This window comes from Kitasatospora sp. NPDC059577 (genome assembly GCF_042735475.1).
Lineage (GTDB): Bacteria > Actinomycetota > Actinomycetes > Streptomycetales > Streptomycetaceae > Kitasatospora.
The window spans coordinates 21,802-42,339 of the sequence record NZ_JBHWBZ010000038.1 but is presented as its reverse complement, the minus strand read 5'-3'; the positions used below and the strand labels follow the sequence as shown (position 1 = coordinate 42,339).

At 74.9% G+C, this 20,538-nt stretch carries 20 protein-coding genes; 9 read left to right on the top strand and 11 right to left on the bottom strand.

What is annotated here, in order from left to right; genetic code table 11:
• Window positions 1-22 precede the first annotated feature (22 nt).
• The 3 genes from tap to ACFV0O_RS26025 all read left to right on the top strand — a co-directional run bounded on the left by tap (window position 23) and on the right by ACFV0O_RS26025 (window position 3,782).
• Window positions 23-2,539, top strand: coding sequence for a telomere-associated protein Tap (gene tap / locus ACFV0O_RS26035; RefSeq protein ID WP_380345775.1), 2,517 nt, complete (start codon window positions 23-25; stop codon window positions 2,537-2,539).
• A gap of 199 nt (window positions 2,540-2,738) precedes the next feature.
• Entirely contained in the window at window positions 2,739-3,176 is a 438-nt protein-coding gene (tpg, locus tag ACFV0O_RS26030; RefSeq protein ID WP_380345774.1) for a telomere-protecting terminal protein Tpg, read from the top strand.
• A 153-nt stretch (window positions 3,177-3,329) separates the two neighbouring features.
• On the top strand, window positions 3,330-3,782 hold the full coding sequence (locus tag ACFV0O_RS26025; protein ID WP_380345772.1) for a hypothetical protein: 453 nt from the start codon (window positions 3,330-3,332) through the stop codon (window positions 3,780-3,782).
• Between the two features lie 294 nt (window positions 3,783-4,076).
• Here the strand turns inward: ACFV0O_RS26025 and ACFV0O_RS26020 are convergent, their stop codons facing one another.
• The 3 genes from ACFV0O_RS26020 to ACFV0O_RS26010 form a co-directional block, all read right to left on the bottom strand.
• A complete protein-coding gene (locus ACFV0O_RS26020; RefSeq protein WP_380345770.1) occupies window positions 4,077-4,541 on the bottom strand; it encodes a hypothetical protein in 465 nt (154 codons plus the stop codon).
• Between the two features lie 75 nt (window positions 4,542-4,616).
• Window positions 4,617-5,405, bottom strand: a complete 789-nt coding sequence (locus ACFV0O_RS26015) for an RICIN domain-containing protein (RefSeq protein WP_380345768.1) — start codon at window positions 5,403-5,405, stop codon at window positions 4,617-4,619.
• Entirely contained in the window at window positions 5,402-5,971 is a 570-nt protein-coding gene (locus ACFV0O_RS26010; RefSeq protein ID WP_380345766.1) for a hypothetical protein, read from the bottom strand. Before ACFV0O_RS26010 ends, ACFV0O_RS26015 begins: the two co-directional genes overlap by 4 nt.
• Before the next feature lie 216 nt (window positions 5,972-6,187).
• On the opposite strand from ACFV0O_RS26010, the gene ACFV0O_RS26005 reads away from it, so the two are divergent.
• Complete coding sequence (locus ACFV0O_RS26005; RefSeq protein ID WP_380345764.1) at window positions 6,188-6,892, top strand: hypothetical protein; 705 nt, start codon at window positions 6,188-6,190, stop codon at window positions 6,890-6,892.
• A 23-nt stretch (window positions 6,893-6,915) separates the two neighbouring features.
• Here the strand turns inward: ACFV0O_RS26005 and ACFV0O_RS26000 are convergent, their stop codons facing one another.
• A complete protein-coding gene (locus tag ACFV0O_RS26000; RefSeq protein ID WP_380345762.1) occupies window positions 6,916-7,713 on the bottom strand; it encodes a DUF1963 domain-containing protein in 798 nt (265 codons plus the stop codon).
• Window positions 7,714-8,094: 381 nt separating this feature from the next.
• Window positions 8,095-8,796, bottom strand: coding sequence for an alpha/beta fold hydrolase (locus ACFV0O_RS25995; protein WP_380345760.1), 702 nt, complete (start codon window positions 8,794-8,796; stop codon window positions 8,095-8,097).
• A 206-nt stretch (window positions 8,797-9,002) separates the two neighbouring features.
• Here ACFV0O_RS25995 and ACFV0O_RS25990 point away from each other — a divergent pair, with 206 nt between their 5' ends.
• Window positions 9,003-9,404, top strand: a complete 402-nt coding sequence (locus ACFV0O_RS25990) for a hypothetical protein (RefSeq protein WP_380345758.1) — start codon at window positions 9,003-9,005, stop codon at window positions 9,402-9,404.
• Window positions 9,405-9,513: 109 nt separating this feature from the next.
• On the opposite strand, the gene ACFV0O_RS25985 is transcribed toward ACFV0O_RS25990, so the two are convergent.
• A complete protein-coding gene (locus ACFV0O_RS25985; protein ID WP_380345756.1) occupies window positions 9,514-9,810 on the bottom strand; it encodes a hypothetical protein in 297 nt (98 codons plus the stop codon).
• The gene (locus ACFV0O_RS25980; RefSeq protein WP_380345754.1) at window positions 9,807-10,424 is read right to left on the bottom strand and encodes a TetR/AcrR family transcriptional regulator; all 618 of its coding nucleotides are present in this window, start codon (window positions 10,422-10,424) and stop codon (window positions 9,807-9,809) included. Before ACFV0O_RS25980 ends, ACFV0O_RS25985 begins: the two co-directional genes overlap by 4 nt.
• Window positions 10,425-10,611: 187 nt before the next feature.
• Between ACFV0O_RS25980 and ACFV0O_RS25975 the strand changes: the two genes are divergently transcribed.
• Complete coding sequence (locus tag ACFV0O_RS25975; protein ID WP_380345752.1) at window positions 10,612-12,063, top strand: amidase; 1,452 nt, start codon at window positions 10,612-10,614, stop codon at window positions 12,061-12,063.
• Window positions 12,064-12,272: 209 nt separating this feature from the next.
• Here ACFV0O_RS25975 and ACFV0O_RS25970 read toward each other — a convergent pair whose 3' ends face one another.
• Window positions 12,273-13,544 carry an ATP-binding protein gene (locus tag ACFV0O_RS25970; protein ID WP_380345750.1) on the bottom strand — a complete coding sequence of 424 codons (1,272 nt, stop codon included), beginning with the start codon at window positions 13,542-13,544 and terminating at the stop codon, window positions 12,273-12,275.
• 265 nt (window positions 13,545-13,809) lie between these two features.
• Window positions 13,810-14,157, bottom strand: a complete 348-nt coding sequence (locus tag ACFV0O_RS25965) for a PRC-barrel domain containing protein (protein WP_380345748.1) — start codon at window positions 14,155-14,157, stop codon at window positions 13,810-13,812.
• 338 nt (window positions 14,158-14,495) lie between these two features.
• Here ACFV0O_RS25965 and ACFV0O_RS25960 point away from each other — a divergent pair, with 338 nt between their 5' ends.
• Window positions 14,496-15,488 carry an SDR family NAD(P)-dependent oxidoreductase gene (locus ACFV0O_RS25960; protein WP_380345746.1) on the top strand — a complete coding sequence of 331 codons (993 nt, stop codon included), beginning with the start codon at window positions 14,496-14,498 and terminating at the stop codon, window positions 15,486-15,488.
• A gap of 109 nt (window positions 15,489-15,597) precedes the next feature.
• Here ACFV0O_RS25960 and ACFV0O_RS25955 read toward each other — a convergent pair whose 3' ends face one another.
• On the bottom strand, window positions 15,598-16,080 hold the full coding sequence (locus ACFV0O_RS25955) for a DUF6232 family protein (protein ID WP_360262269.1): 483 nt from the start codon (window positions 16,078-16,080) through the stop codon (window positions 15,598-15,600).
• 430 nt (window positions 16,081-16,510) lie between these two features.
• Here ACFV0O_RS25955 and ACFV0O_RS25950 point away from each other — a divergent pair, with 430 nt between their 5' ends.
• Entirely contained in the window at window positions 16,511-17,770 is a 1,260-nt protein-coding gene (locus ACFV0O_RS25950; RefSeq protein ID WP_380345744.1) for an RNA-binding protein, read from the top strand.
• Window positions 17,763-18,248 (top strand): hypothetical protein, encoded by a 486-nt coding sequence (locus ACFV0O_RS25945; RefSeq protein WP_380345742.1) that lies wholly within the window; start codon window positions 17,763-17,765, stop codon window positions 18,246-18,248. The genes ACFV0O_RS25950 and ACFV0O_RS25945 overlap by 8 nt, the downstream gene beginning before the upstream one ends.
• A gap of 40 nt (window positions 18,249-18,288) precedes the next feature.
• Here ACFV0O_RS25945 and ACFV0O_RS25940 read toward each other — a convergent pair whose 3' ends face one another.
• Complete coding sequence (locus tag ACFV0O_RS25940; RefSeq protein WP_380345740.1) at window positions 18,289-20,484, bottom strand: MMPL family transporter; 2,196 nt, start codon at window positions 20,482-20,484, stop codon at window positions 18,289-18,291.
• Window positions 20,485-20,538 lie beyond the last annotated feature (54 nt).

The window sequence follows — 20,538 nt, the reverse complement described above, 5'->3', positions numbered from 1 at the left end:
GCGGATGACAGAGGGAAGGGACATGACCGCAACCCCCCCGAACGGCTTCGAGGCGATCGACGCCCTGCTCGGCACCGGGCCCCGCCGCCCGGTGCCGCTGCCCGCACCGGCCGAACGGGCACGGCTGCGCACCGAGTACGGGCTGAGCAAGACCGAGACCGCGAAGGCCCTCGGCATCAGCGTCGGCACCTTCACCGCGTGGGAGAGCGGACAGCGCGACCCGCAGGGCGAGGGGCGGGCCGCGTACGCGAAGCTGCTGGAGGGCATCACCGCCCGGCTCACCCCGGCGGCACCGGCCGAGGCGGCGGAACCCGCGGAGGCCCCCCGGGCGCCGGCCGCGGCGGCGGACCCGTTCCCGGAGTCGATGCCGTCCCCGTCCCCGTCCTCGGCGACAGCGCCGATGCCGGCGCCGATGCCGATGCCGATGCTGGACCAGCACCCGGACGGGTCGCTGGTGATGGCGCCGGCGGCGCCGTGCGTGCAGTGCGGGCAGCCCTCGGTCTACCGGGCGCAAGGACACCCGATGCACCTGGGCGGGTTCTGCCGTCCCGGTGCCGTCCCGGTCGCCGAGCCCGCCGCTCCGGCGACCCCGGACCCGGCTCCGGCCCCAGCCGCAGCGCCAACCCCGGCTCCAGCCCCGGCCGAGTCCCCGGCCGCGTCAGGGGTTCCCGCAAGGCCGGTCGCTTCGGTCGCTTCAGTCGCTGCGCCCCGCCAGGCCACCCCGTCCGCTGCCCCCGCAGCCGCGCCGCGCCGCGCGGCCCCCTCGCGCCCGGGTGCCACGCCGTCGCGGGCGCGCAAGGCCTCGCCGGCGGCGTCGAAGGCTCCGGCCAGGACCGACGCCCCGTCCGACTGGGAGGCCGCCGCGGCCGCGCGGTTCCCCGCCGGTCCGCTCGCCGTGCTCGACGTCGCCCCGTCCGGGAAGGCCTTGGTCGCCTACCTCGCCGACGGCGGCGAGGCCGCCACCGCCCCGGCCGGGCGCACCCTCGCCGACGTCGTGGAGTGGGCGCTGGAGACCGGGCTCGGCTCGCCCCGCCTGCACCGCCACGGCAAGGACGGCGACGCCCTGGTGGTCCTCACCGACGCCGCGCTCGCCGAACTCGGCCTGCCCCCGCTGGGGCGCGACGAGAAGAAGGAGTACGTGCCGCGCCTCGGCCGGCTCCCGAAGACCCACAAGGCCGTCAAGCAGATCGAGAAGGCCGGCTGGCTGCTGACCCAGCGCGGCCTCGGCCCGTGGGCGCGGATCTACCGCACCCCCGAGGACGGCCGCCGCCAGTGCGTGCAGCTGTGCGTCCCCGCCTGGGGCGCCCTCACCTCCGGCGGCTGGCAGCTCCCCGACGGCCTCGACGCCCCGGACCTGGCCCGCCTCCTCGGCACCTACGCCACCCGCGTCCTCACCCCGCGCGGCTCCACCGCCGTCTCCGGCCTGGAACTGGTCACCGCGCTGCGCCCGCCCACCCGCGCGGTGCGCACCGAGGGCGGCTGGACCTCCGGGCCGGTCGAGGGCTCCCGCACGAGGGCGTTCGACCCGGCGCCACCGGAAGTGCCGGACGTGCACCCGCTCGCCCAGGGCCGGGAGCCCGGCGGGGAACTGGTGACCGAGGCATGGGACTGGCACCGCCCGCTCACCGACCGCGAGGCGGCGGCGCCGTACGCGGTCGGCCTCGACGTCAACATGGCGTTCCTCGCCGCCGCCGGCCGCCTCACCCTGCCGCTGTCCGAACCCGTACACGAACGCGACCCCGCCTTCGACAAGAAGATCCCCGGCTCCTGGCTGGTCGACCTCTCCCACATCGACACCGACCCGCTGCTCCCCAGCCCCTTCACCCCGGACGGCTCCCGGCCGACCGGCCCCGCCTGGTACACCACCGTCAAGGTCGCCTACGCCCTCGAACTCGGCGGCCCGGTCCGCCCGTCGGAAGGCTGGCTGCGCCACGAACACGGCCCGTACCTCGATCCGTGGCACAAGCACCTGCGTCGGGCCTACGTCGACACGATGGCCGCCCTCGGCGTCCCGCTCGACCTGGCCGACACCGACCCGTTCGCGTTCCTCGACGCCATGGCCGCCGTCAAGGCCACCGGCGACCCGGCCGAACTCGCCGTGCTCACCGCCATCAAGGCCACCGCCAAGGGCACCATCGGCAAGCTGCGCGAGCGCCCCCGCGGCCACGGCTACAAGCCCGGCGAGCGCTGGCCCGCCCTGGAACGCCCCACCTGGGACCCGCTGATGCGCGCCCTGGTCATCGACACCGCCACCGTCAACCTCCACCGCAAGCTCCGCAGGACGGCCGCCGACACCGGGCTGCACGCCATCGCCGTCCTCTCCGACTGCGCCGTCTACGCCTCCCCCGGCCCCGACGCCCCGGACGTCCTCACCACCCCCGACGGCACCCTCACCACCGCGCTGCGCCTCGGCGTCAGCCCCGGCCTGGTGAAGTTCGAGGGCTCCCGCCCGATGGCCGAGATCGCCGAACTGATCGCCGACGGCGCCAACCCGGCCCGGCACATCAAGGCCGGCGGGGTCGTCTCCGCCGACGAGTGACCGCCGCCCCCATGACGAGAGTCCGCCCCGGCGGGGGCGAGGAAGGAACGATGCCCCGTGGGGGAGATCGACGAGGGCCTGGAGCGCGCCGAGCGCACCCGCCCCATCCCGGTGCACCTCAACACCCGGGTGCGCTTCCTGCCTGGACAAGGTCGCCAGGAATGACACCAGGCGCCTCGCCGAGGCCGCCGGCGTCTCGGTGCGCACCGCGCAGCGCTGGGCGCACGCCCTCAAGGCCGTGGCCGAGGGCGAGCTGACCGGTGACATCCCGATGACGAAGGCCAACGCGGCCAGGGTCGAGCGGGCGGTCCGGGCCGCCTGGCAGCCGCGGGTGCGGCAGCGGGTGCGCCGCGACGCCGAGCGGAACGGCTTCATGCTGCAGGTCCAGGCGACCTTCGGCTACAGCGCCGCCGGCGGCTCCACCGACGACCCGCGCGAACGCATGATCACCCAGAAGATGCCCGGCGCGGTCGCCCAGCGCCTCTACGCGGCCCGCGACGCCGGCGCCCCCCGGGCCCAGCAGGAGGCGATCCTCGCCCAGGCCCTCGGCGAGCACTACTTCAAGGACGGCGGCCGCCGCGCCACCGGCCTCGACGTCGAACTCAACGACATCGCCTGGATGGACGTCGAGCTGTAGCACCGGGCCCGGTGGCAGCGCCGTGACCGAGACGGGACCGAGCGCTTCAGTCGGCCCGGGAGCGGCTGGTTCGGCCGGCCGAGGGTGCGGCCTGCCGTGACCCGTCGAGATGTCCGCCGCCAGCACCGATCCGGCGGCTGCCATCATGCTGGGATGGCCCACGACATCGTGTTCTTCCTCGCTCCCGACGACGAGAGTGCCGCTGCGACGCGCCTGCAGGGACCCGGACGAGCCTTTGAGTCTGTGACCTGCCGTTTCATCGAGCCGGACACTGCCATCGCCGAGTGGGACATGTACTTCGAGGAGCCGTCGGCCGAGGCTCCGCCACTTGAGCGGCTTCTCCGGTGGTCATGGCCGGAGTGGGTCGCCACCCCCGTGAACGACGGTATTGAGGTGTTCGCGCTGCCGCAGCGGCTGACCCGGGCGTTGGCCAACGCCGGCGCCGCCGATCTGGAGGAGCTGGCAGGCCGCTGGACCACACGACTCAGGTCCGCCGACGGGGACGACATGACCGACGATGACCTGCCGGCGGTCCTGCAGGGGGTGGCCCGGCTCGCGGTGTCTGCGGTGCGCACGGGGGGCGGCCTCTACAGCTGGAGCTACTGACCGCCCGGCGCGACCAACGCTCAAGCGGCCGACCGAGGTGCACAAGTGACGGCCAGCGACGCCGAGTCGTGACGTACTGATCGGTCGGAACCCGGTCACGAGCGTCGGAACCACGTCGGCCGACGCCCGACCAGGCTCACCTCCATGTCCGAGCCACCCCCTGACCGTTGCCCGCAGTCCTCGATCAACCAGCTCCGGCCGCGGCCCGTGAGAACGGTGAAGGTCACCGGGTTCGACGCGGGGGACGTCCCCGTGGAACTCGCGGACGCCGGAGGGGAAGCGGTCCCGGTGAGGTCAGGTCATCGGCACGATCGGACCCGCCGGGCGGTCCACGGCCCGGATGCGGAGATCACCGCTCCAGCTCTCGCAGCGGACGCCGCCCGAGGGGAAGTCCAGCTCAAGCACCATGCGGCCGGTCATCGGCTCCCACTCCTCCCAGGCGCCGAGGACGGTCTCCCCGAGGTGGCGGGCGAACGGGGTCTCCTCCTTGGTCGGCCGCACGTCGATCCGCCCCCAGTCACCCATGTCGTAGCCCTCGTACGGCTCGGACGCCTCGACGACGAGGCACCAGTCCGTTCCGCTCATGACATGGGTGGCCACCTCGTGATCGTCGATCAGCCAGAGGTCGACCGGGACGTCGTCCCTCCTGCCCTCGTACACGTGCCAGGAGGCGACGAGGCGGACCAGCCGACGGCCGATCAGCGAGGCGGGCTCGATTCCGGGCCCGTGGGTATGGCACACCGGGTTCAACTGCTTCACTCGCGGGACCGTACCGAGTCCCGCGCCGCAGCTCACCTGCTTTGTCCGGGACGGCTCTGCAGGCCCTCATGGCCCTCAGGTGGTGAGGTGCCACCACTGGTCGTCGTACTCCTCGCCGCAGGGCGCCTGCACCGCGGGCCGGGCCGGCGTGCCGCCCTGCACCACCAGGCACTTGGTGCCGCCCGGGCTGCTGCCGGTGCCGCGCAGCATGAAGTGCCCGGCCCGGTCGCCCGTTCCCCACAGCAGTTCCCAGTGCTGCCCGTCGGAGTTCGCGGTGCAGGCGAGTTGGCGGGTGGGGGCGAAGTTGTCCGGGCCGGTCGCGGTCACGCACCGGCCGCTGGACGCGTTGCGCACAGTGCGGGCAGTGCGGGCGGTGGCGTTCTGCGGGGCCAGTGTCCAGGTCCGGTCGGTGTCGCCGGTGCAGGCGTCCTGCACGGGCACGAGGCCGTCGTCGGTGCCGGGCGCCCGAAGGCACAGCCCGCTGCCGTCGTTGACCAGCCGCCCGGTGAGCACCGACGGGTCCGCACCGGCGGTGCCGGGAAGTGCTGCGCCCGGGGCCGACGCCGGGCCCGTGGCGGGACTCCCGGCCGTCGGGTTCCCGGTGGTCGGGCCGGCGGCGCCGGTGCCCGGGCTGCTGCCCACCCGGACGGCGATCACGGTGGCCACGCACACCAGGGCGACCGCGCAGGCGGAGATGATGCCCGCGCGGTGCTCGTGGAAGTTGATCTGGAGGTTCCCGCTGCCGCGCTGCACCCCGGCGGGGCCGCGGAAGGCGTCCCCGCGGCGGCCGTCCCCGCGTTGGCTGTCCCCGCGGGGATCGTCACCGCGCGGACCGTCACCCCCGGCGGGCCCGCTCCCGGTCACGGGCGGGAGCCGAACCGGTTCACCTGGACGTTGCCGTCGCCGTTCTGGACCGCCGTTGGTCCGAGGAACAGGTTCCGCGACACGCCCCCGCCGCCGGAGCGCGACGCCTCCGCGGCCTCGTCGAGCAGCACGCGGAGCTCCGCCGCGACCGCGGCCCGCTCGTCCGGATCCAACTCCTCCAGGAGGTCCTCGACACGGGCCCGCCAGGCCGCGCCGTGCCTGGCGCGCTCCGCCCCGGCGCGTTCCTCGCCCCCGTCGCCCTCCGGCCCGGCCGCCGACAGTTCGGTCGCGGTCCGGTCCAGCCGTTCCAGCTGGGTGCTCTCCCGCTGCCGGTCGGCGCGGCTCAACAGCCGGGCCAGCCGGTTCCTGAACGCCAGCCAGGCATCCGTCCCGGCGGCCTGCACGACACCCGAACCCACTGCCGCGGCCAGCGCGGCCATCGCCCCGTCCAGCACAACGATCCCCCCCTCGTCGTCCCACGCCGTGCCACCACGGTAGCCCTGCCCGTCCCGTCGCGACACCCGTCCGCCGGGGTGCACCCGGGATTCCGGGTCGGCTGCGCCCATGCCCGGGGCCGTTCCGGGATTCGCAGGACCATTTGCGGTCAAGTCGCCTTCGGCACAGTGCTGTTGCCGTTCGCGGACGCTTCCTGACCGTCATAGCGGGAACCATGCGAGGGAGACGCGGCGCGGGGCGACGCGGGTGAGACACGGGGAGACACGGTGAGACGGACCACGGGGACGACGGGGACGACACGAAGAACGCGGACGACGGCACGTGCGGTGGCAGCGGTGGCGGTGCTGGCCCTGGGGGCCGCGGCCTGCGCGGGGCAGGGCGGTGGTGACGTAATCGACTGGGGCCACTGGGCGCGGCCCGCGCCCACCGTCACCGTGCGGCCGGCAGCGGCCGGGGGCGGGGTGGTGTTGTCGGCGTCGGCGCCGACGTCGGCGCGGTGGATCGTGGACGCGCTGACCGGGGATCACATGATCCCGGAGGGCTGCCCGGCTCCCGCCCTGACGAACATGATCGTGCTCGACGACGCGGTCGGGCACACCAGCGCCGCCCTGGTGTGGCTGGGGGGCGACGACGTGACGTGTCTGGCCGTGATCGGGAACGTCGACGGCGGCGGCTGGGCCGTCTTCGGTGTCTCGCTGGACGACATGGCGGGATGGCAGTTCCCGATGTGGCTCGCGGGGCGGGCGATCTTCACCGTCTTCCCCGGCGACGCGGGGAAGGTCGTGATCAAGGGCGACGACGACCACGTCTTCGGGGCGCCGCACCAGCGGGCGGTGGACTTCGGCGACGGCCGGGAACTCACGATCGTCGAGTACTCCTACGTCTCCCCGGCGTCCGACGCGCCGGCCCCGCCCGCGAAGCCCCCGTCCGCCCGGGCGCAGGTGTGCCCGCAGGACGTCAGCCTGTGCCGACCGACACGCTGGATCCCTCCACGGACCGGACCGACGCAGGCCCCGTCAGCTCCTGCTTGACAGTGCAGGGCGCCCGGGCCGTGTCAGCAGCACTGGCCGGCGGCCCGGGCCCGGCTGAAGTCGCCTGCCGCGAACGCGCCGGCGGGGATGGTGAAGTACATCGTTCCGGCGTCGCCCCATCCCCAGCCGAGGTCGGTGTCCTCGGCGAGTTGGAGCAGGTGGACGGCGGGCCCGTCGTCGTCGCGGGTGGTCACCGCCATCGTGTACGAGGTGTCCGGCCAGCCGAAGGCGCAGTGGTGGCCGGCGGTGTTCCCGTCGACGTCGTCCATGGCGTCGAGGACGAGCGCGGCCGCGCCCCAGTGGCGCTCCCGGTCGTAGGCGAGGTCGTCGTCCTGGACGTCCCAGCCGTCCGGGAGCATCGTCACCTCGACCGCGTGGACGGGCCGCGGCGGGTAGCGGTGGGCGGGCTCGGGGGCGGTCGTCGGGAGCGCCCGGGCGGGATCGGCGGGGATGACCCGCCATGCGTCGGGGCTGTAGGAGTCCAGTTCGCTGTACTGCTCGTACGGCACGTCGGGGTCGAGGTAGAAGAAGTTCAGCAGGCCGGGCCGGACGGGCAGTTGCTCACCGAGCCAGGTCACCAGCGCATCGGTGTCGAGCACGGCGTGCAGGGACAGCGGGACACCGTCCAGCGTCGGCCAGGGAGTGCCCGGTTCGAGCAGCGCGGCCCCGCCGAGCCGTGACCGGCCCGCGGCGGGTGCCTCCTCCGAGGCCGCGACCAGCCGGAAGCCGCGTCGGGCCATCGCCGCGAACTGCCGCCCGGCCTCCGGGCCGAGCCGCTCCACGCACAGCCGGCGCATGGCGGCCGGATCGTCGAACTCCATGGCCCGATCCTCTCAACCCCCGCGCGCGCCACCGCGTGCACCCCCTCCTCGCGGGGGTGTGCTGAGGCGCGGTCAGGGGCGGGGAGGGCGATCCGGTGTGCCGGGCGTCGTCCGGGGGCGTTCCGTGGACGGGGTCCGCGCGGCCGGGCGGGCGGTCCGTTCGACGTGCGTGCGGTGGTGGCGGCGATCCGCCCGCCCCGCGCCGACAGGGCACGGCACGATCCGCACCGGTCGTCTGCTCGGTCCCGGCAACACCTCGACCGGACCCGGGACGTGGCCGGACCCGGGGAGCAGGACGTGGCCGGACCCGCGAACAGGACCTCAGCGGCCGGCAGGGCGGGGAGCCCCGCCCCCGCGCCCGCCCCCGCGCCGGCCCGGTGCCTACGCGGGCTCCGTGCGCAGTAGTGCGTCCGCCAGTTCCCGGGGGCGGCTGAGGGCGGCGAGGTGACCGCCGGGGATCTCCTCGACCTCCAGACCCAGCCGTTCACGGACGATCCTGCGCTGGAACTCCAGCGGGAAGAAGCGGTCGTCCCGCCCCTGGAGGAACCGGGTCGGCACCTCGGGCCAGTGCGTGAGCGGCCACGGCTGCGCGAACAGCGCGGAGGGCGGCGGCGCGCCGCCGACGGAGAGCGCCTCCTCCGTCACCTCGGCCGGGACGTCGTGGAAGAAGTCGGTCCGCAGGTCGAACTCGGGGTCGGGGCCGCGCCCGGTGGCGGCCGCGTGGTCGGACCGGGCCGCGGCCTGCCCGGTGTTCTCCCACCACTGTCCGGCGGTCTCTCCGGGCGCCGGGACCATGGCGTTGAGCAGCACCAGCTCGGCGACGGGCACCGGCAGCCGCCCGCACACCAGCGGCGCCGAGAAGCCCGCGAGTGACTGCGCCACCAGCACCAGCGGCTCGGCGGGGCCGCCGCTCCGCTCCACCGCCGAGACGACGGCTTGCGCGATCTCCTCCAGCCCCGCGGAATCGTCGCCCGGCAGGTCCATCGTGACCACGTCGTGCCCCCGGGAGCGGAGTTCGGGCACCAGCCGGTGCCAGAACCAGGCCCGGCCGTCGGCGCCGGGAACGAGCGTGAAGGTCGCCATCGTCGTCCTCCTCCTGCGGGTCGCCGCCCACCTGTCGCTACCTCGCCCCGACGCTATCGGGCGGCACCGACATTCCGTCGTCGGTCGTCCCGGCGCGCCGTGGCCCGGCCCGGCACGTCGGGGTGCCGGTGCGGGCCGGGGTTGCGATGGAGTGACGATCAGTCAGGGCCGTTCCGTCCGGGCCGGATCAGCCACATCCTGGACGCATGCGGGGGAATCGGTGGATGCCGTGGATGCGGCGGGTGGCGCAGGCCGCGGACAGTGACCTCGTCCAGGCGTGCTCGTACGGCGCACTCACCCTGGCGCTGGACCTGTGGCTGCTGTCCCACTTCAGGGGCGACCTGCGCGGCGTCGCGGCCGCGCTCGGGGTCCTGGTCGCGGTCGGCGGGCTGGTCGGCCTCGGTCTCGGCCTCGCGATCGGGCGCTGGAACGCGCACCACCGGCGGGCCGCGGCGTCCGTGCCCCGCCCCGGAGTTCGCCTGGTGCGGTGCGTGCTGACGGGAGCCCTCTACATCCACCTCGTCCTGCCGGTCGCCGTCCTGGTCGACATCGTCCTGCACCCGGACCACCTCGTCGGCTACCTCGGTGGGACCCTCGACAGGGTCTGAAGGACCGGCCGGCGCCCGTCGGGGCGTTCCGGCCGGCGGGTGCGAGGCCGGGCCGTCCGCGTGGGGTGGCGACCGCCCCGCCGTCGCGCTGCACGGTCCGGGGGTGTTGTCAGGCTTCGGCCTGTTCGGGTTCCTCTGCTTCTGCGGGGATGGTCCGGCGCAGCAGGGTGGTGGTGTCGCACGGTTCCAGGGTGACCGCGTGGACCTGGTTCCAGGTTCGTTCGCCGTGGTGGCACATGGAGTGGTCGCCCGGGTCCCGGCCGGGGTGCAGGGTCCGGCATCCGTCGATCTCCATGTGCCCGGCGAGCAGGGGGTGGGTGCGGCCGGCCCGGAGTCGCAGACCGTCGTGCCCCACTCGCGAACCACGGTGCTCCGTCAGGCCCGTCAGGCCAGTCACTCCCGTCACGGCGCGGAGCCTGCGGCCGAGCGGCGGTCGAGCACGGCCTCGACGATCCGCATCAGCCGCTCGCCCGCGTGGTCGATGCTGCCGTTCTGGGCGCTCACCTGGGCTCCTTCGAGGAGGAAGGTGATCTCGGCGGCGGCCTCGTCCGGGTCGGTCAGTCGGGCGCGGGCGCACTGGTCGGTGAGCCGGCGTGCCTGGCCGGCCTTGTGGGCTTCGATCAGCTGACGCGCCGGGTGGTCGCGGTCGGGCAGTTCGGCGATGGAGTTGATGAACGGGCAGCCGCGGTGGGAGATCGCGGGGAGGCCGTCGGCGATGAAGCGGGCCATTCCCAGGATCTGGGCCCGGGGGTCGTCGGGGTGCGCGGTCTCCAGCCGGTCGAAGGCGGCGGTGTAGTCGGCCGCGACGATCCGGAGCCATTCCTCGACCAGCGCGTCCTTGGTCGCGAAATGGCGGTACAGCGCCATTTTGGTGGTCTCGGCCCGGTCGGCGATCGCCTGGACGCCGACCGCCTTGATCCCCTCGCGTGAGAAGAGTTCCTCCGCCGCGTCGAGGATCCGTTCCCGGGGCGGCAGTTTGGCCACCCGGCTCTGCCGGCCGGCTCTCTCGGTGCTCACCATCCCGCTCTCCATCGGTCCGTCGGGTGTGTCCGGTGGGGCGGCGCACCGCCCGCCCGCAATGCTACGGTACCGCCCAGTCCCGAACGATACCGATCGGTCTCATGCGAGACCGTTCGGTATCGACGGCCCGTGCCGGTCGTCCCGGCCTCCCGGCCTCCCGGCCTCCCGACCTCCCGAACGGACGAAGATGAAGCTCTCCGAGTACGTGACCCACGACGGCGTCGGCCTGGCCGAACTGGTCGCCCGCGGCGAAGTGACGCCCGCGGAACTCGCCTCCACCGCCCGGCTGGCGTCCGAGGCCGTGAACCCGCAGATCAACGCCGTCGTCGAGACCTGGCCCGCACAGGACGCGCCGGCCCCGGGCAGCACACCACTGGCCGGCGTGCCGTTCCTGATCAAGGACCTCGCCGTCGCGATGGCCGGACAGCGGACCGAGCTGGGCAGCCGGCTCGCCGCCGGAAACGTCGCCACGTCCGACTCCTCGCTCATGGCGCGTTTCCGCTGCGCCGGGCTGGTGACGCTCGGACGCACGGCGACCCCCGAGTTCGCCTACAGCACCACCACGGAAGGCGTCCTGTACGGCGCCACCCGCAACCCCTGGGACCCGACCCGGAGCCCCGGCGGCTCCAGCGGCGGCTCCGGAGCCGCCGTCGCCGCCGGCATCGTCCCGCTCGCCCACGCCACCGACGCGGCCGGTTCCATCCGCGTCCCGGCCGCCGCCAACGGCCTGTTCGGGCTGAAGCCGACCCGCGGCCGGATCTCCATGGGCCCCGACGCGGACGAGGTCTTCAACGGGCTCGCCGTCCACGGCGCCCTCAGCCGTTCGGTCCGCGACAGTGCCGCGCTGCTGGACCTCGTCCACGGCCCCGAGGCCGGCGACCCCTACGCCGCCGGGCGGCCGGAACGGCCCTACGCGCAGGAGGTCACCCGCTCCCCGGGCACCCTCAGGATCGGGCTCCTCACCCGGCCCTGGGGCGGCCGGACCGTGGACGGCACGATCATCGACGCCACCCTCCGCTCCGCGCGGCTCGTCGAGTCCCTCGGGCACCGGGTCGAGGAGGTCCGGGTCGACCTCGGCGTCAGCTGGGAGGACTTCGTCCTGGCCAACGCGCGCCTGTGGACCACCAACCTGGTGACGTGGATCGACGGCTTCGCCGCGGCTTTCGGACGGCCCGTCGACTCCACCACCCTCGAACCCGAGGCACTGGCCGCCTACGCCTACGGACGGCGCGTCAGCGGGGCCGAGTTCGTCCACGCGCTCGCGACGCGCAACGGCGTCGCCCGCGCGCTCGGCCGGTACTTCACCGACCACGACCTGCTGCTCACCCCGACCCTGCCCGAACTGCCCGTGCCCCTGGGCACGTACGCCGACGGTGCCGAGGAGGCCGACGGCCTCGGCTGGCTCCGCCAGGTCTTCCACCGCTCGCCCTTCACCGCCCCGTTCAACGTCGCGGGCACCCCCGCCATGTCCGTTCCGCTGGAGACCGACCCCGCCACCGGACTGCCGGTCGGCATCCAGTTCGCCGCCGGGTACGGGCGGGAGGACGTCCTCTTCCGCCTCGCCGGACAGCTGGAACAGGCCGCCCCCTGGGCGCAGCGGACCCCCAGCGTGTGGGCCGGCCGGCACGACCGCGGCTGACCGCGCTCGCGCTGCCCCGCCGCCGGAGGGCCTGGCACGGACGGAGGGCCCGGCACCGTCGGGGTCGGTCGGCACCGTCGGGGGGTCCGGCACCGACGGGGGCGGTCGGCGCCGGAGCGGTTGCGCGTGCCGTGATCCAGCCGGGCCGCCGGGCAGCCGGGCCGCCGGCCGGCCGGACCGACGGGCGTCCGGGTCCGGACGCCGTGCCGTCACAACCGGGCGTGGGAGCCGATGTCGGCGCGGAACGCCTCGACCATGGCGGCCGTCACCGTCGGGCGGCTGGCGCCGATCGCGGCGAGGTGGTCCGCGGTGGTCGCCCCGGGCACGGCGTCGTCGCGCTCGAACGCGGTCTGCGCCGCCAGCCGCGCGGCGTGCTCGATGTCGGCGGGGGAGAAGCGCTCGCTCGCGGCGACCAGCGCCGGGACGTCCACGTCGAGGCGGTCGGTGGCGAGCGCGTGGCGCGACCAGATCGCGGCGCGGGCGTCCGGGTCGGGGGTGCCGATCGGGATGACGTAGTCGAACCGGCCGGTGCGCAGGAACGCCGGGTCGAGCGAGCGGACGGAGTTGGTCGCGCAGACCAGCAGCCGGCCGTCCCGCTCGCGGAAGCCGGGGATCAGCTTGAGCAGCTCGTTGGTCACCCCGTGCATCGCCCCCGTCGGGCCCGCTTCGCCGCGGACGGGGGCGATCTCCTCCACCTCGTCGATGAAGACCAGGACCCGCTCCAGCTCGCCGATCCGCGCGAACGCGCTGCGCAGCGCGGCGGCGAGGTTGCCCTCGTCGGCGAGGCGGGACGGCAGCAGTTCGACGAACGGCCAGCCCAGGCGGGAGGCGATGGCCCGGGCGAAGGTGGTCTTGCCGGTGCCGGGCGGCCCGAACAGGGTGATCGCGCGCGGTGGCCGTACGCCGTGCCGGGCCGCGCGCTCGGGTTCCGCGAGCGGCAGCACGATCCGCCGTTCGATCAGTTCCTTCTCGGCGGTCATCCCGGCGACCTGGTCCCACAGGTCTCCGCTCAGGACGCGCCCGCCGAGTTCGTCGAGGGTGCCGGCCAGGGGGCCGGCGGCGGGCTCGGTCTTCTCGAAGTACGCGGCGGCGGGCCGTCGTTGGTAGCCGGCGTTGCGCAGCCCCTCGCCGAGCAGTTCCTCCTCCGGCAGCACGTAGGCGATCCGCCGCACGCGGGCCTCGACCAGCCGCCGCTCCAGTTCGCGCAGCAGTGCGCTGGCCAGCCCGCGCCCGCGCCAGGCCGGCGCGATCGCGACCCGCATCACCCACGCCCGCTCGCCCGCCCCCGCGACCTGGGCGAGCGCCGCCCCGATCGGTGTGCCGTCGTGCACGGCGACGACGGCGGGCTGGCGCGCGGTCAGCGCGGCGATGCACTCGGCGAGCGAGAACACGGACTCCTGTCCGAGGCCTGCGGTGCTGTCGATCAGGTGGACGACGGCGGCCAGGTCGTCCTCGCGGTAGTCATGGATCAGCCAGTTCACGTGTGTCGCTCCCGGAGGTCGCCGGTCGTGGGGTTCCGGTGAATCTAGGGGCGCGGGGCCGGACCGGTCGCGCGCCGTCCAGGACAACGCGCCGTGGACGAACCGTACGCGGCAGCGGGTTGCGCGGTCGCGCGCCGTCGCGGCGGCCCGCCCTCCGGCGGTGCGGGCCACGGGCGGCGGGCCGCGGGCCCGACGGCGTACGGCACCGGGCCCCGACTGTGTGGTCGGGGCCCGGTGCGGTACGCGGGGTGCGCGGGCGGCGGGGTCAGTAGATCCCGCCGTAGTAGCTGCCGATCGCCCGCTGGTAGTCGGGGTCGTCGGTGTGCCGTTCCCGGACGTACTCGGGCGAGTTCTTCACCTCGTCCTTCGTCCGGTTCACCCACACCGTCCGCTCCTCGCTGTCCACGCGCCGGATCGTGCCGGCCGGGAGCAGCACCTCGCGGCCGAAGATCCACGGGCCGGTGTCGACCACGATGTGCGCGGAGTCGACCTCCGCGGTGTGCCGGTCGACCTTGCCGATGTGGCCGTCCTCGGCCTCGACCCGGTAGCCCGTCAGGTCCGTGCCCGGGGTGTAGCCCTCGGCGTTGCCGTAGCCCCACAGTCCGCTGGTCACAACTGCCTCCTCGTCGAACGGGGTTCCGTCTTCGTGGTACGGCTGTCGGCTGCCCCGGTCCGGCCGGAGCATGCCACCCGGGACGGCACTTTCCGGCCGGAGCATGCCACCCGGGACGGCACTTTCCGACCGGAGCATGCCACCCGGGACGGCACTTTCCGACCGGAGCGCCGTCGTGGCGGCCCCGGCGCCGCCGCCGGGGCCGGAGCGCTGACAGCCGTTCGACAGGGCCGACAGCGGTCTGTCGGCGGCATGCCGGTGGCCGCCGGAACCGTGGGTGCCGAGCCGTCCGGCGAACCGCCGTGGCCGCTGTCACCAGCAAGGGAGTCCCGATCAGCATGTCGTCCGCAGCCGCACCCGCACCCACGCCGGCACCCTTCTCCCCGCCCTGGAACGTCCGGCGCCTGCCGCGGGCCGACGGCAGCGTCTTCCTGGTCACCGGCGGCAACGCCGGCATCGGGTACTTCGTCGCGGAGCAGTTGTCGTCGACCGGGGCGACCGTCGTCCTGGGGAGCCGGAACCCCGCGAAGGCCGCGGACGCCGTGGCGTCGATCCGCGCCCGTGTCGTCGGCGCCCGGGTGCGGGCCGCGCGGCTGGACCTCGCCGACCTCCCGTCGCTGCGATCCGCCGCGGAAGCACTGGAGGTGGAACGCCTCGACGCGGTGGTCCACAACGCCGGCGTCGCGCTCGACGATCCGCCGCGCGAGGAGACCGGGGACGGCCACGAGCTGATGTTCGGCACGAACCACCTCGGGCACTTCGCGCTGACCCGGTGGCTGATGCCGCTGCTGTCGGCCGCGCCGGCGGCCCGCGTCGTGACCACGGGCAGTTTCGCGGCGAAGTCCGAGCGGCTCGACCTGGACGACCTGCAGTCCCTCGGGGACTACCGGCCCAAGCGCAGCTACGGGCGTTCCAAGCTGGCCCAGATGTACTTCGGCCTCGAACTCGACCGCCGCCTGCGCGCCGTCGGCAGCACCGTGGCGAGCGTGGTGGTCCATCCCGGCGGCGCACTGGACTCCCTCACCCCGTCCCGGCCGCCGGTCCACGTGCGGACGGCCGGCGCACGGCTGGGCGCGACACCCGCGGCCCTGCTCGTCCAGGGCAAGCACGCCGGTGCGTGGCCCGCGGTCCGGGCGGTGCTCGACCCGGCCGTGCGCGGGGGCCAGCTGTGGGGACCGCGGGTCCTCGGCCTGCGCGGCGAACCCCGGCGCGAACGGCTGTGGCAGCACCTCGCCGACACCACCGTCGCGGCACGGCTGTGGGACGCGAGCCGTGACCTGACCGGCGTCGACCCGGCCGATCCCGCCGGCGTCCGCGGCCTTCCCGGGTAGCCCCGGACGGTCGGACGGTCCGGGCTACCTCGGACGGTCGGACGGTCCGGGCCACCCCGGACGGTCCCGGCGCGGGGCGGCGCGGGACGGCGTTCCCGGCAGGCCGCTGCTACGCGACCTTGCCGGTGCTGCCGGCACCGTACTGGGTGATCCGGTCCCCGATGTGCACGCTCTCCACCGTGACCCGGAACTCCGCCTGGGGGTTCTCGATGGCCTCGTTGATCAGGTCCGACAGCTGCCGGACCTGGGCGGCGTCCCGGCTCGCGACGGCGGTGTCGGCCGAGCTGGACGTCTCGATGACCAGCTGGTGCAGGACGGGCGCCCGCAGCCCCTTCACGAGCACGGCCACGAGCACGGCGAGGCCGAGGACGAGCACCAGGCCGCTGAAGGAGTCGCTGAAGTTCTTGGCGATCAGGACGACGACCGGCAGGGCGACGACCCCGCCGAGGAAGCCCTTGACGGGCGCGAAGCGGTTCGGGACCACCTCGCGCATGCGGGTGCGGGCGATGTTCCTCAGCGGGTAGGAGTCGTCGCCCACCCTGAGCACGCGGTTGCTGACGCTGACGTCGACGGTGTTGCTCTTGCCGGCCACCTGGGCCCCCAGTCGTGAGTGGCCTCGCCGGGTGCGAGGGAGCGGCACGATAACAACGGGCGGCTGCTCCGGGCGAAATGATCTGTACCGGAATTGACGCCCGGTCATTTCAGCTGACCACAGCTCCCGTCAGGTCCCGTATCCCGGTCCCGCCGTCGGGTTCCGTTCGTTCACCGACCGTGTCCGCTCCTCCACCGGCGGGTGCCCGCTGGAGGAGCGGGGAGCGCCGGAAACCGGGAAGCGCCGGAAACCGGGGAGCGCCGGAGGCGCCGGGTCCGGCAGGATGGCCTGATGCTCTCCTCCTCCCGCGCTCAGCGGTCCCTCCCGCGCCGCACCGCGCGCACGGGCCTCGTGCGACCGCCCCGGGCCGCCACGGCCGCCGTCCCTGTCGCTGAGGCCGTCGGGTGCCCGGCTGCCGAAGGGCCGTGACGTGCTGCCCTACGTCTACCGGGTCACCAAGTACGACCCCGCGGACCGCGACGAGCGGGGCGTCTACACCGGAGCGGAGGAGTCGGTCAGCGACCACGGACCGGTCGAGGCCGCCTACCTCGCGGCCGTCGCCGCCTTCGCCGAGGACAGCGGCGTGCGGCAGCTCTCGATCCGTGAGCCTCAGGTCGCGACGGGTTTCGTGCACTTCGGCCTGGAGCCGCCGGTCGACGGCGGCGGTCTCGCGGGACTCTTCCCGCCGGACCTGACCGGCTTCCACGACGGGGCGCCGGTGTCGGTGCCGGTCGGCCTGGAACTGGTGCGGGCCATGCTCCGCGACAACGGCGCCTGGTGCAGCCTGGAGGTCGAGGACACCTTCTCCGTGCACGTCGGCTGGGACCAGTACGTCTACGTGGGCAGCAACGTGCCCTGTGACGGGGCGGTGGCGCGGGCCCGCGCACTGGGGCTGTTCCCGGAACCGGTGGACGCCTCCCCGTACGAGGGGGACTTCGACGAGCCGGGCGAACAGCGCCCCGCCGACGACGACTTCTGGGCCCGGGTGCGCTGGTGCGTGGAGACGCGCGAGGCGGCGCTCCTGGAGGAGATGCACGTCCTCAACGACTCCCGCTGGCACCGGCTCGACGAGGGCGGGATCGACGAGGTTCGGGCCCGGCTGGCCCCGCGGGCCCGACTGGCGGTCTGGCCGGACCTGTCCACCGACGTCGCCGCGGTCCTGGCCGCGCTCCCCGACGACGGCCTGGTCGAACTCGTCCGGGAGGACCGGGACGGCCGGATCACCGGCGCGGTCGCCGACGAGAGCGGGTTCACGGAGCTGGCCGCGCGGGCCCGTGACGCACGGGCCGCCGCCCTGCTGTCCTGCTACGTCGACGAGCGCAGCCCGCTGTTCACTGCCGTGCTGCCCGACGCCGACGGCGTCCTGCGCGCCCGGTGGCGCACCGATCCGGCCCCGGGCGACCGGGACTGGGCCCTCCTGCGGACGCTGCGCCGCGGCGGGACCGTGACCGGCACCGTCACCGGGATCGCCGGCTCCGGTGTCACGTCCGTCGACATCGGCGGCTTCACCGCGACGATCGGCGCCCCCGGACCGGCGGCGTGCGCGGCCGACCACTGCTGCGGGGCCGTCGCGGTCGGCCGGCGGATCACGGCGGAGGTCCTGGACGTCGACCTGGTGCGGCACCGCGTCGCACTCTCGCACCCGCGCACCCGCGCGGCCCGCCCGCACGAGGACCACCGCGATGCCTGACACCGCGCCGGACCCGCGGCGCACGGACCCCGCCTGTGCCTCTGCCGACCCGGCCCGTACGTCCGCCGTCCCGGCCCGTACCTTCCCCGACCCGGACCGGACCCGTGCCGAGCGCGACCCGGCCCGGCGCGAGCTCGACGATCTGCGGTCCGCCCTGTGCGAGGCGCTCGACCTCACCCGCAGGGGCACCGGGCCCGCGGGCCCGACCCCCACCGACCGGGAGATCGTCGCCGCCGTGGTGCGGCTGCGGCTGGAGGTCGATGCCCTCAGGCAGCCGAGCGACGGCACCGACCCCCGTTGGTCGCGGATCGACTACCTGATCCTGGAGGGCCGCCGGATCCAGGCACTGCAACGGATCCGGGACGAGTTCGGCGGCGGTCTCCACGACGGGCTCGAGCTGCTGAACAGCCGCTCCCTGCGCCTGCGGGAGGAGCGTCCGGACGACTTCACGTCCGTCGAGTGGCAGGGGTTCTCGTAGGGGCCGTGTACCACCGGGGCGCCCGTGTTCCGCCCGCCCGTCAGACGCCGACGGGTGAGGCGCCGTCGCCGTCGTCCGCGCCGTCGGTCGCGCCGCCGTCCGTGCCGTCGTTCCCCCTGCCGCCCGCCGTCTCGGGCCGGCCGGGCCACCAGAAGTGCCGGCCGGTGAGCAGGACGAGCGCGGGGACGAGGACGGTGCGCACCAGCAGGGTGTCCAGGAGGACGCCGATGCCGACGATGACCCCGATCTGGGTGAGGGTGATCAGCGGCAGGACGCCGAGGACGGCGAACACGGCGGCCAGCAGGATGCCGGCGCTGGTGATGACGCCGCCGGTGGAGGCGAGGGCGCGTCGTACGGCGGTGCGGGTGTCGTGGCCGGCGACGGTGTCCTCGCGGGTGCGGGCGATCAGGAAGATGTTGTAGTCGACGCCGAGGGCGACGAGGAACAGGAAGGACAGCAGCGGGACGTTGGTGTCCAGGGCCGGGAAGTCGTAGACGGTGCGGAACAGCAGCCAACTCGCGCCGAGGGCGGCGAAGTAGGAGGCGATGACGGTCGCGACGAGCAGCAGGGGCGCGACGAGGGCGCGCAGGAGGGCGACGAGGACGAGCAGGACGATGGTGAGGACGAGCGGCACGACGACGCGGGTGTCGTGGGCGTTGGCCTGCGCGGTGTCGTAGGCCTCGGCGGTCGCTCCGCCGACCGCGGCGTCGGCGCCGGGGAGGGCTGCCACGCGGTCCCGCAGGGCCCGGACGGCGCGGTCGGAGTCGGCGGTTCCGGGGGCCGCGGTCAGGACGACGTCGGCGCGGGCGTACCGATCGGTGCGGGCGGTGGTCGTGACGGAGGCGACGCCGGGGACTAGGCGGGCCGCGTCGGCGACGGCCTCGCCCGTGGCGGCCGTGGAGACGAGGGTCAGCGGGGCGGCGGCTCCGGCGGGCCGGACGGCGGCGAGGGTGCGCTGGCCGAGGACGGCTTCGGGGGTGCTGCGGAAGGAGTCGGCCTGGGCGAGCCCGGTGCGCAGGCCGAGCGCGCCGGAGGCGAGCAGGAGCAGGACGGCGGTACCGCCGACGGCGACCAGGGCGGGGCGGGCCGCGACGGCCCGCCCGATGCGTGACCACGGGCCGCGGCGGTCGGCGGTGACGGGCTCCCCGACCTTGGGGACGAACGGCCAGAACAGTCGGCGCCCGGGCAGGACGAGGGCGGCGGGCAGGACGACGAGGCCGAACAGCATCGCGGTGAGGATGCCGACGGCGCCGGCGAAGCCGAGGCCGCGGTTGTTGGTGAGGTCGGCGGCGAGCAGGGTGAGCAGGCTCAGGACGACGGTGGTGCCGCTGGCCAGGACGGCGGGGGCGGTGCCGCGCCAGGCGCGGGCCATGGCGGTGAAGCGGTCGTCGGTGAGGTGGAGCTCGTCCCGGTAGCGGGAGACGAGCAGGAGGGCGTAGTCGGTGCCGGCGCCGAAGACCAGGACGGACAGGATGCCCGCGGCCGAGGCGTCGACCCGGACGCCGGCGTGCGGGGCGAGGACGCCGACGAGGACGCTCGCCAGGCGGTCGCCGGCGCCGACGACGGCCAGGGGGACGAGCCACAGCAGCGGGCTGCGGTAGGTGACGAGCAGCAGGACGGCGACGACGGAGGCGGTGGCGATCAGCAGGTCGGTGTCGGCCCCGGCGAAGACCTTGCCGATGTCGGCGCGGATCGCGGGCGCGCCGGTCACCTGGGCGCGCAGCGGTGCCGGCAGGTGTTCGGAGGCGGTGCGGCGGATCCGCTCCACGGTGGCGCTGTTGTCGCTGTCGCCCGCCCCGGTGGGGAGCAGGACGGCGACGGTGGCGACCTCGTCCCGCACGGTCTCGGGCCTCGACGCGCCGGGGACCAGGCCCAGTGGGGCCAGGGCTTGGGCGCGTGCGGCGATGGCGGTCTGCTGGTCCGGGGTGAGGGGGCTGCCGTCGCCGTTGCTGTAGACGACGATCGCGGGGGCGGCCGTGCCGGTGGGGAAGGTCCTGAGGATCTCCGCGACGCGGGCCGACTGGGCGGAGGCGGGCAGTGCGGCCCCGGTGGTCCTGGTCGTGGTGGCGCCGTTGGGGCCGAGTGCGAAGGCGGCGGCCAGTCCGATGAGGGTGAGCAACAGGACGAGCCAGGCCGTGGTGCGGGGCCGCCCGGGCGCGTGCGGGCGGTCGCCGGCCGGGCCGGCGGGGCCACCCCGGCCGGCCGGGGGGTGTGTGGGGCTGGGGTGCAGGGACACGTCGCTCGCCCTCTGTATCGTGACGCCATATCGTTAAGTTACTTAGCGAGTTCT

Coding starts and splice junctions, on each gene's coding strand:
- tap (WP_380345775.1), top strand. CDS start 23: ATGACCGCAACCCCCCCGAACGGCTTCGAGGCGATCGACGCCCTGCTC.
- ACFV0O_RS26025 (WP_380345772.1), top strand. CDS start 3,330: ATGGCCCACGACATCGTGTTCTTCCTCGCTCCCGACGACGAGAGTGCC.
- ACFV0O_RS26010 (WP_380345766.1), bottom strand. CDS start 5,971: ATGGGCGCAGCCGACCCGGAATCCCGGGTGCACCCCGGCGGACGGGTG.
- ACFV0O_RS26000 (WP_380345762.1), bottom strand. CDS start 7,713: ATGGAGTTCGACGATCCGGCCGCCATGCGCCGGCTGTGCGTGGAGCGG.
- ACFV0O_RS25995 (WP_380345760.1), bottom strand. CDS start 8,796: ATGGCGACCTTCACGCTCGTTCCCGGCGCCGACGGCCGGGCCTGGTTC.
- ACFV0O_RS25990 (WP_380345758.1), top strand. CDS start 9,003: ATGCGGGGGAATCGGTGGATGCCGTGGATGCGGCGGGTGGCGCAGGCC.
- ACFV0O_RS25980 (WP_380345754.1), bottom strand. CDS start 10,424: ATGGTGAGCACCGAGAGAGCCGGCCGGCAGAGCCGGGTGGCCAAACTG.
- ACFV0O_RS25975 (WP_380345752.1), top strand. CDS start 10,612: ATGAAGCTCTCCGAGTACGTGACCCACGACGGCGTCGGCCTGGCCGAA.
- ACFV0O_RS25960 (WP_380345746.1), top strand. CDS start 14,496: ATGTCGTCCGCAGCCGCACCCGCACCCACGCCGGCACCCTTCTCCCCG.
- ACFV0O_RS25945 (WP_380345742.1), top strand. CDS start 17,763: ATGCCTGACACCGCGCCGGACCCGCGGCGCACGGACCCCGCCTGTGCC.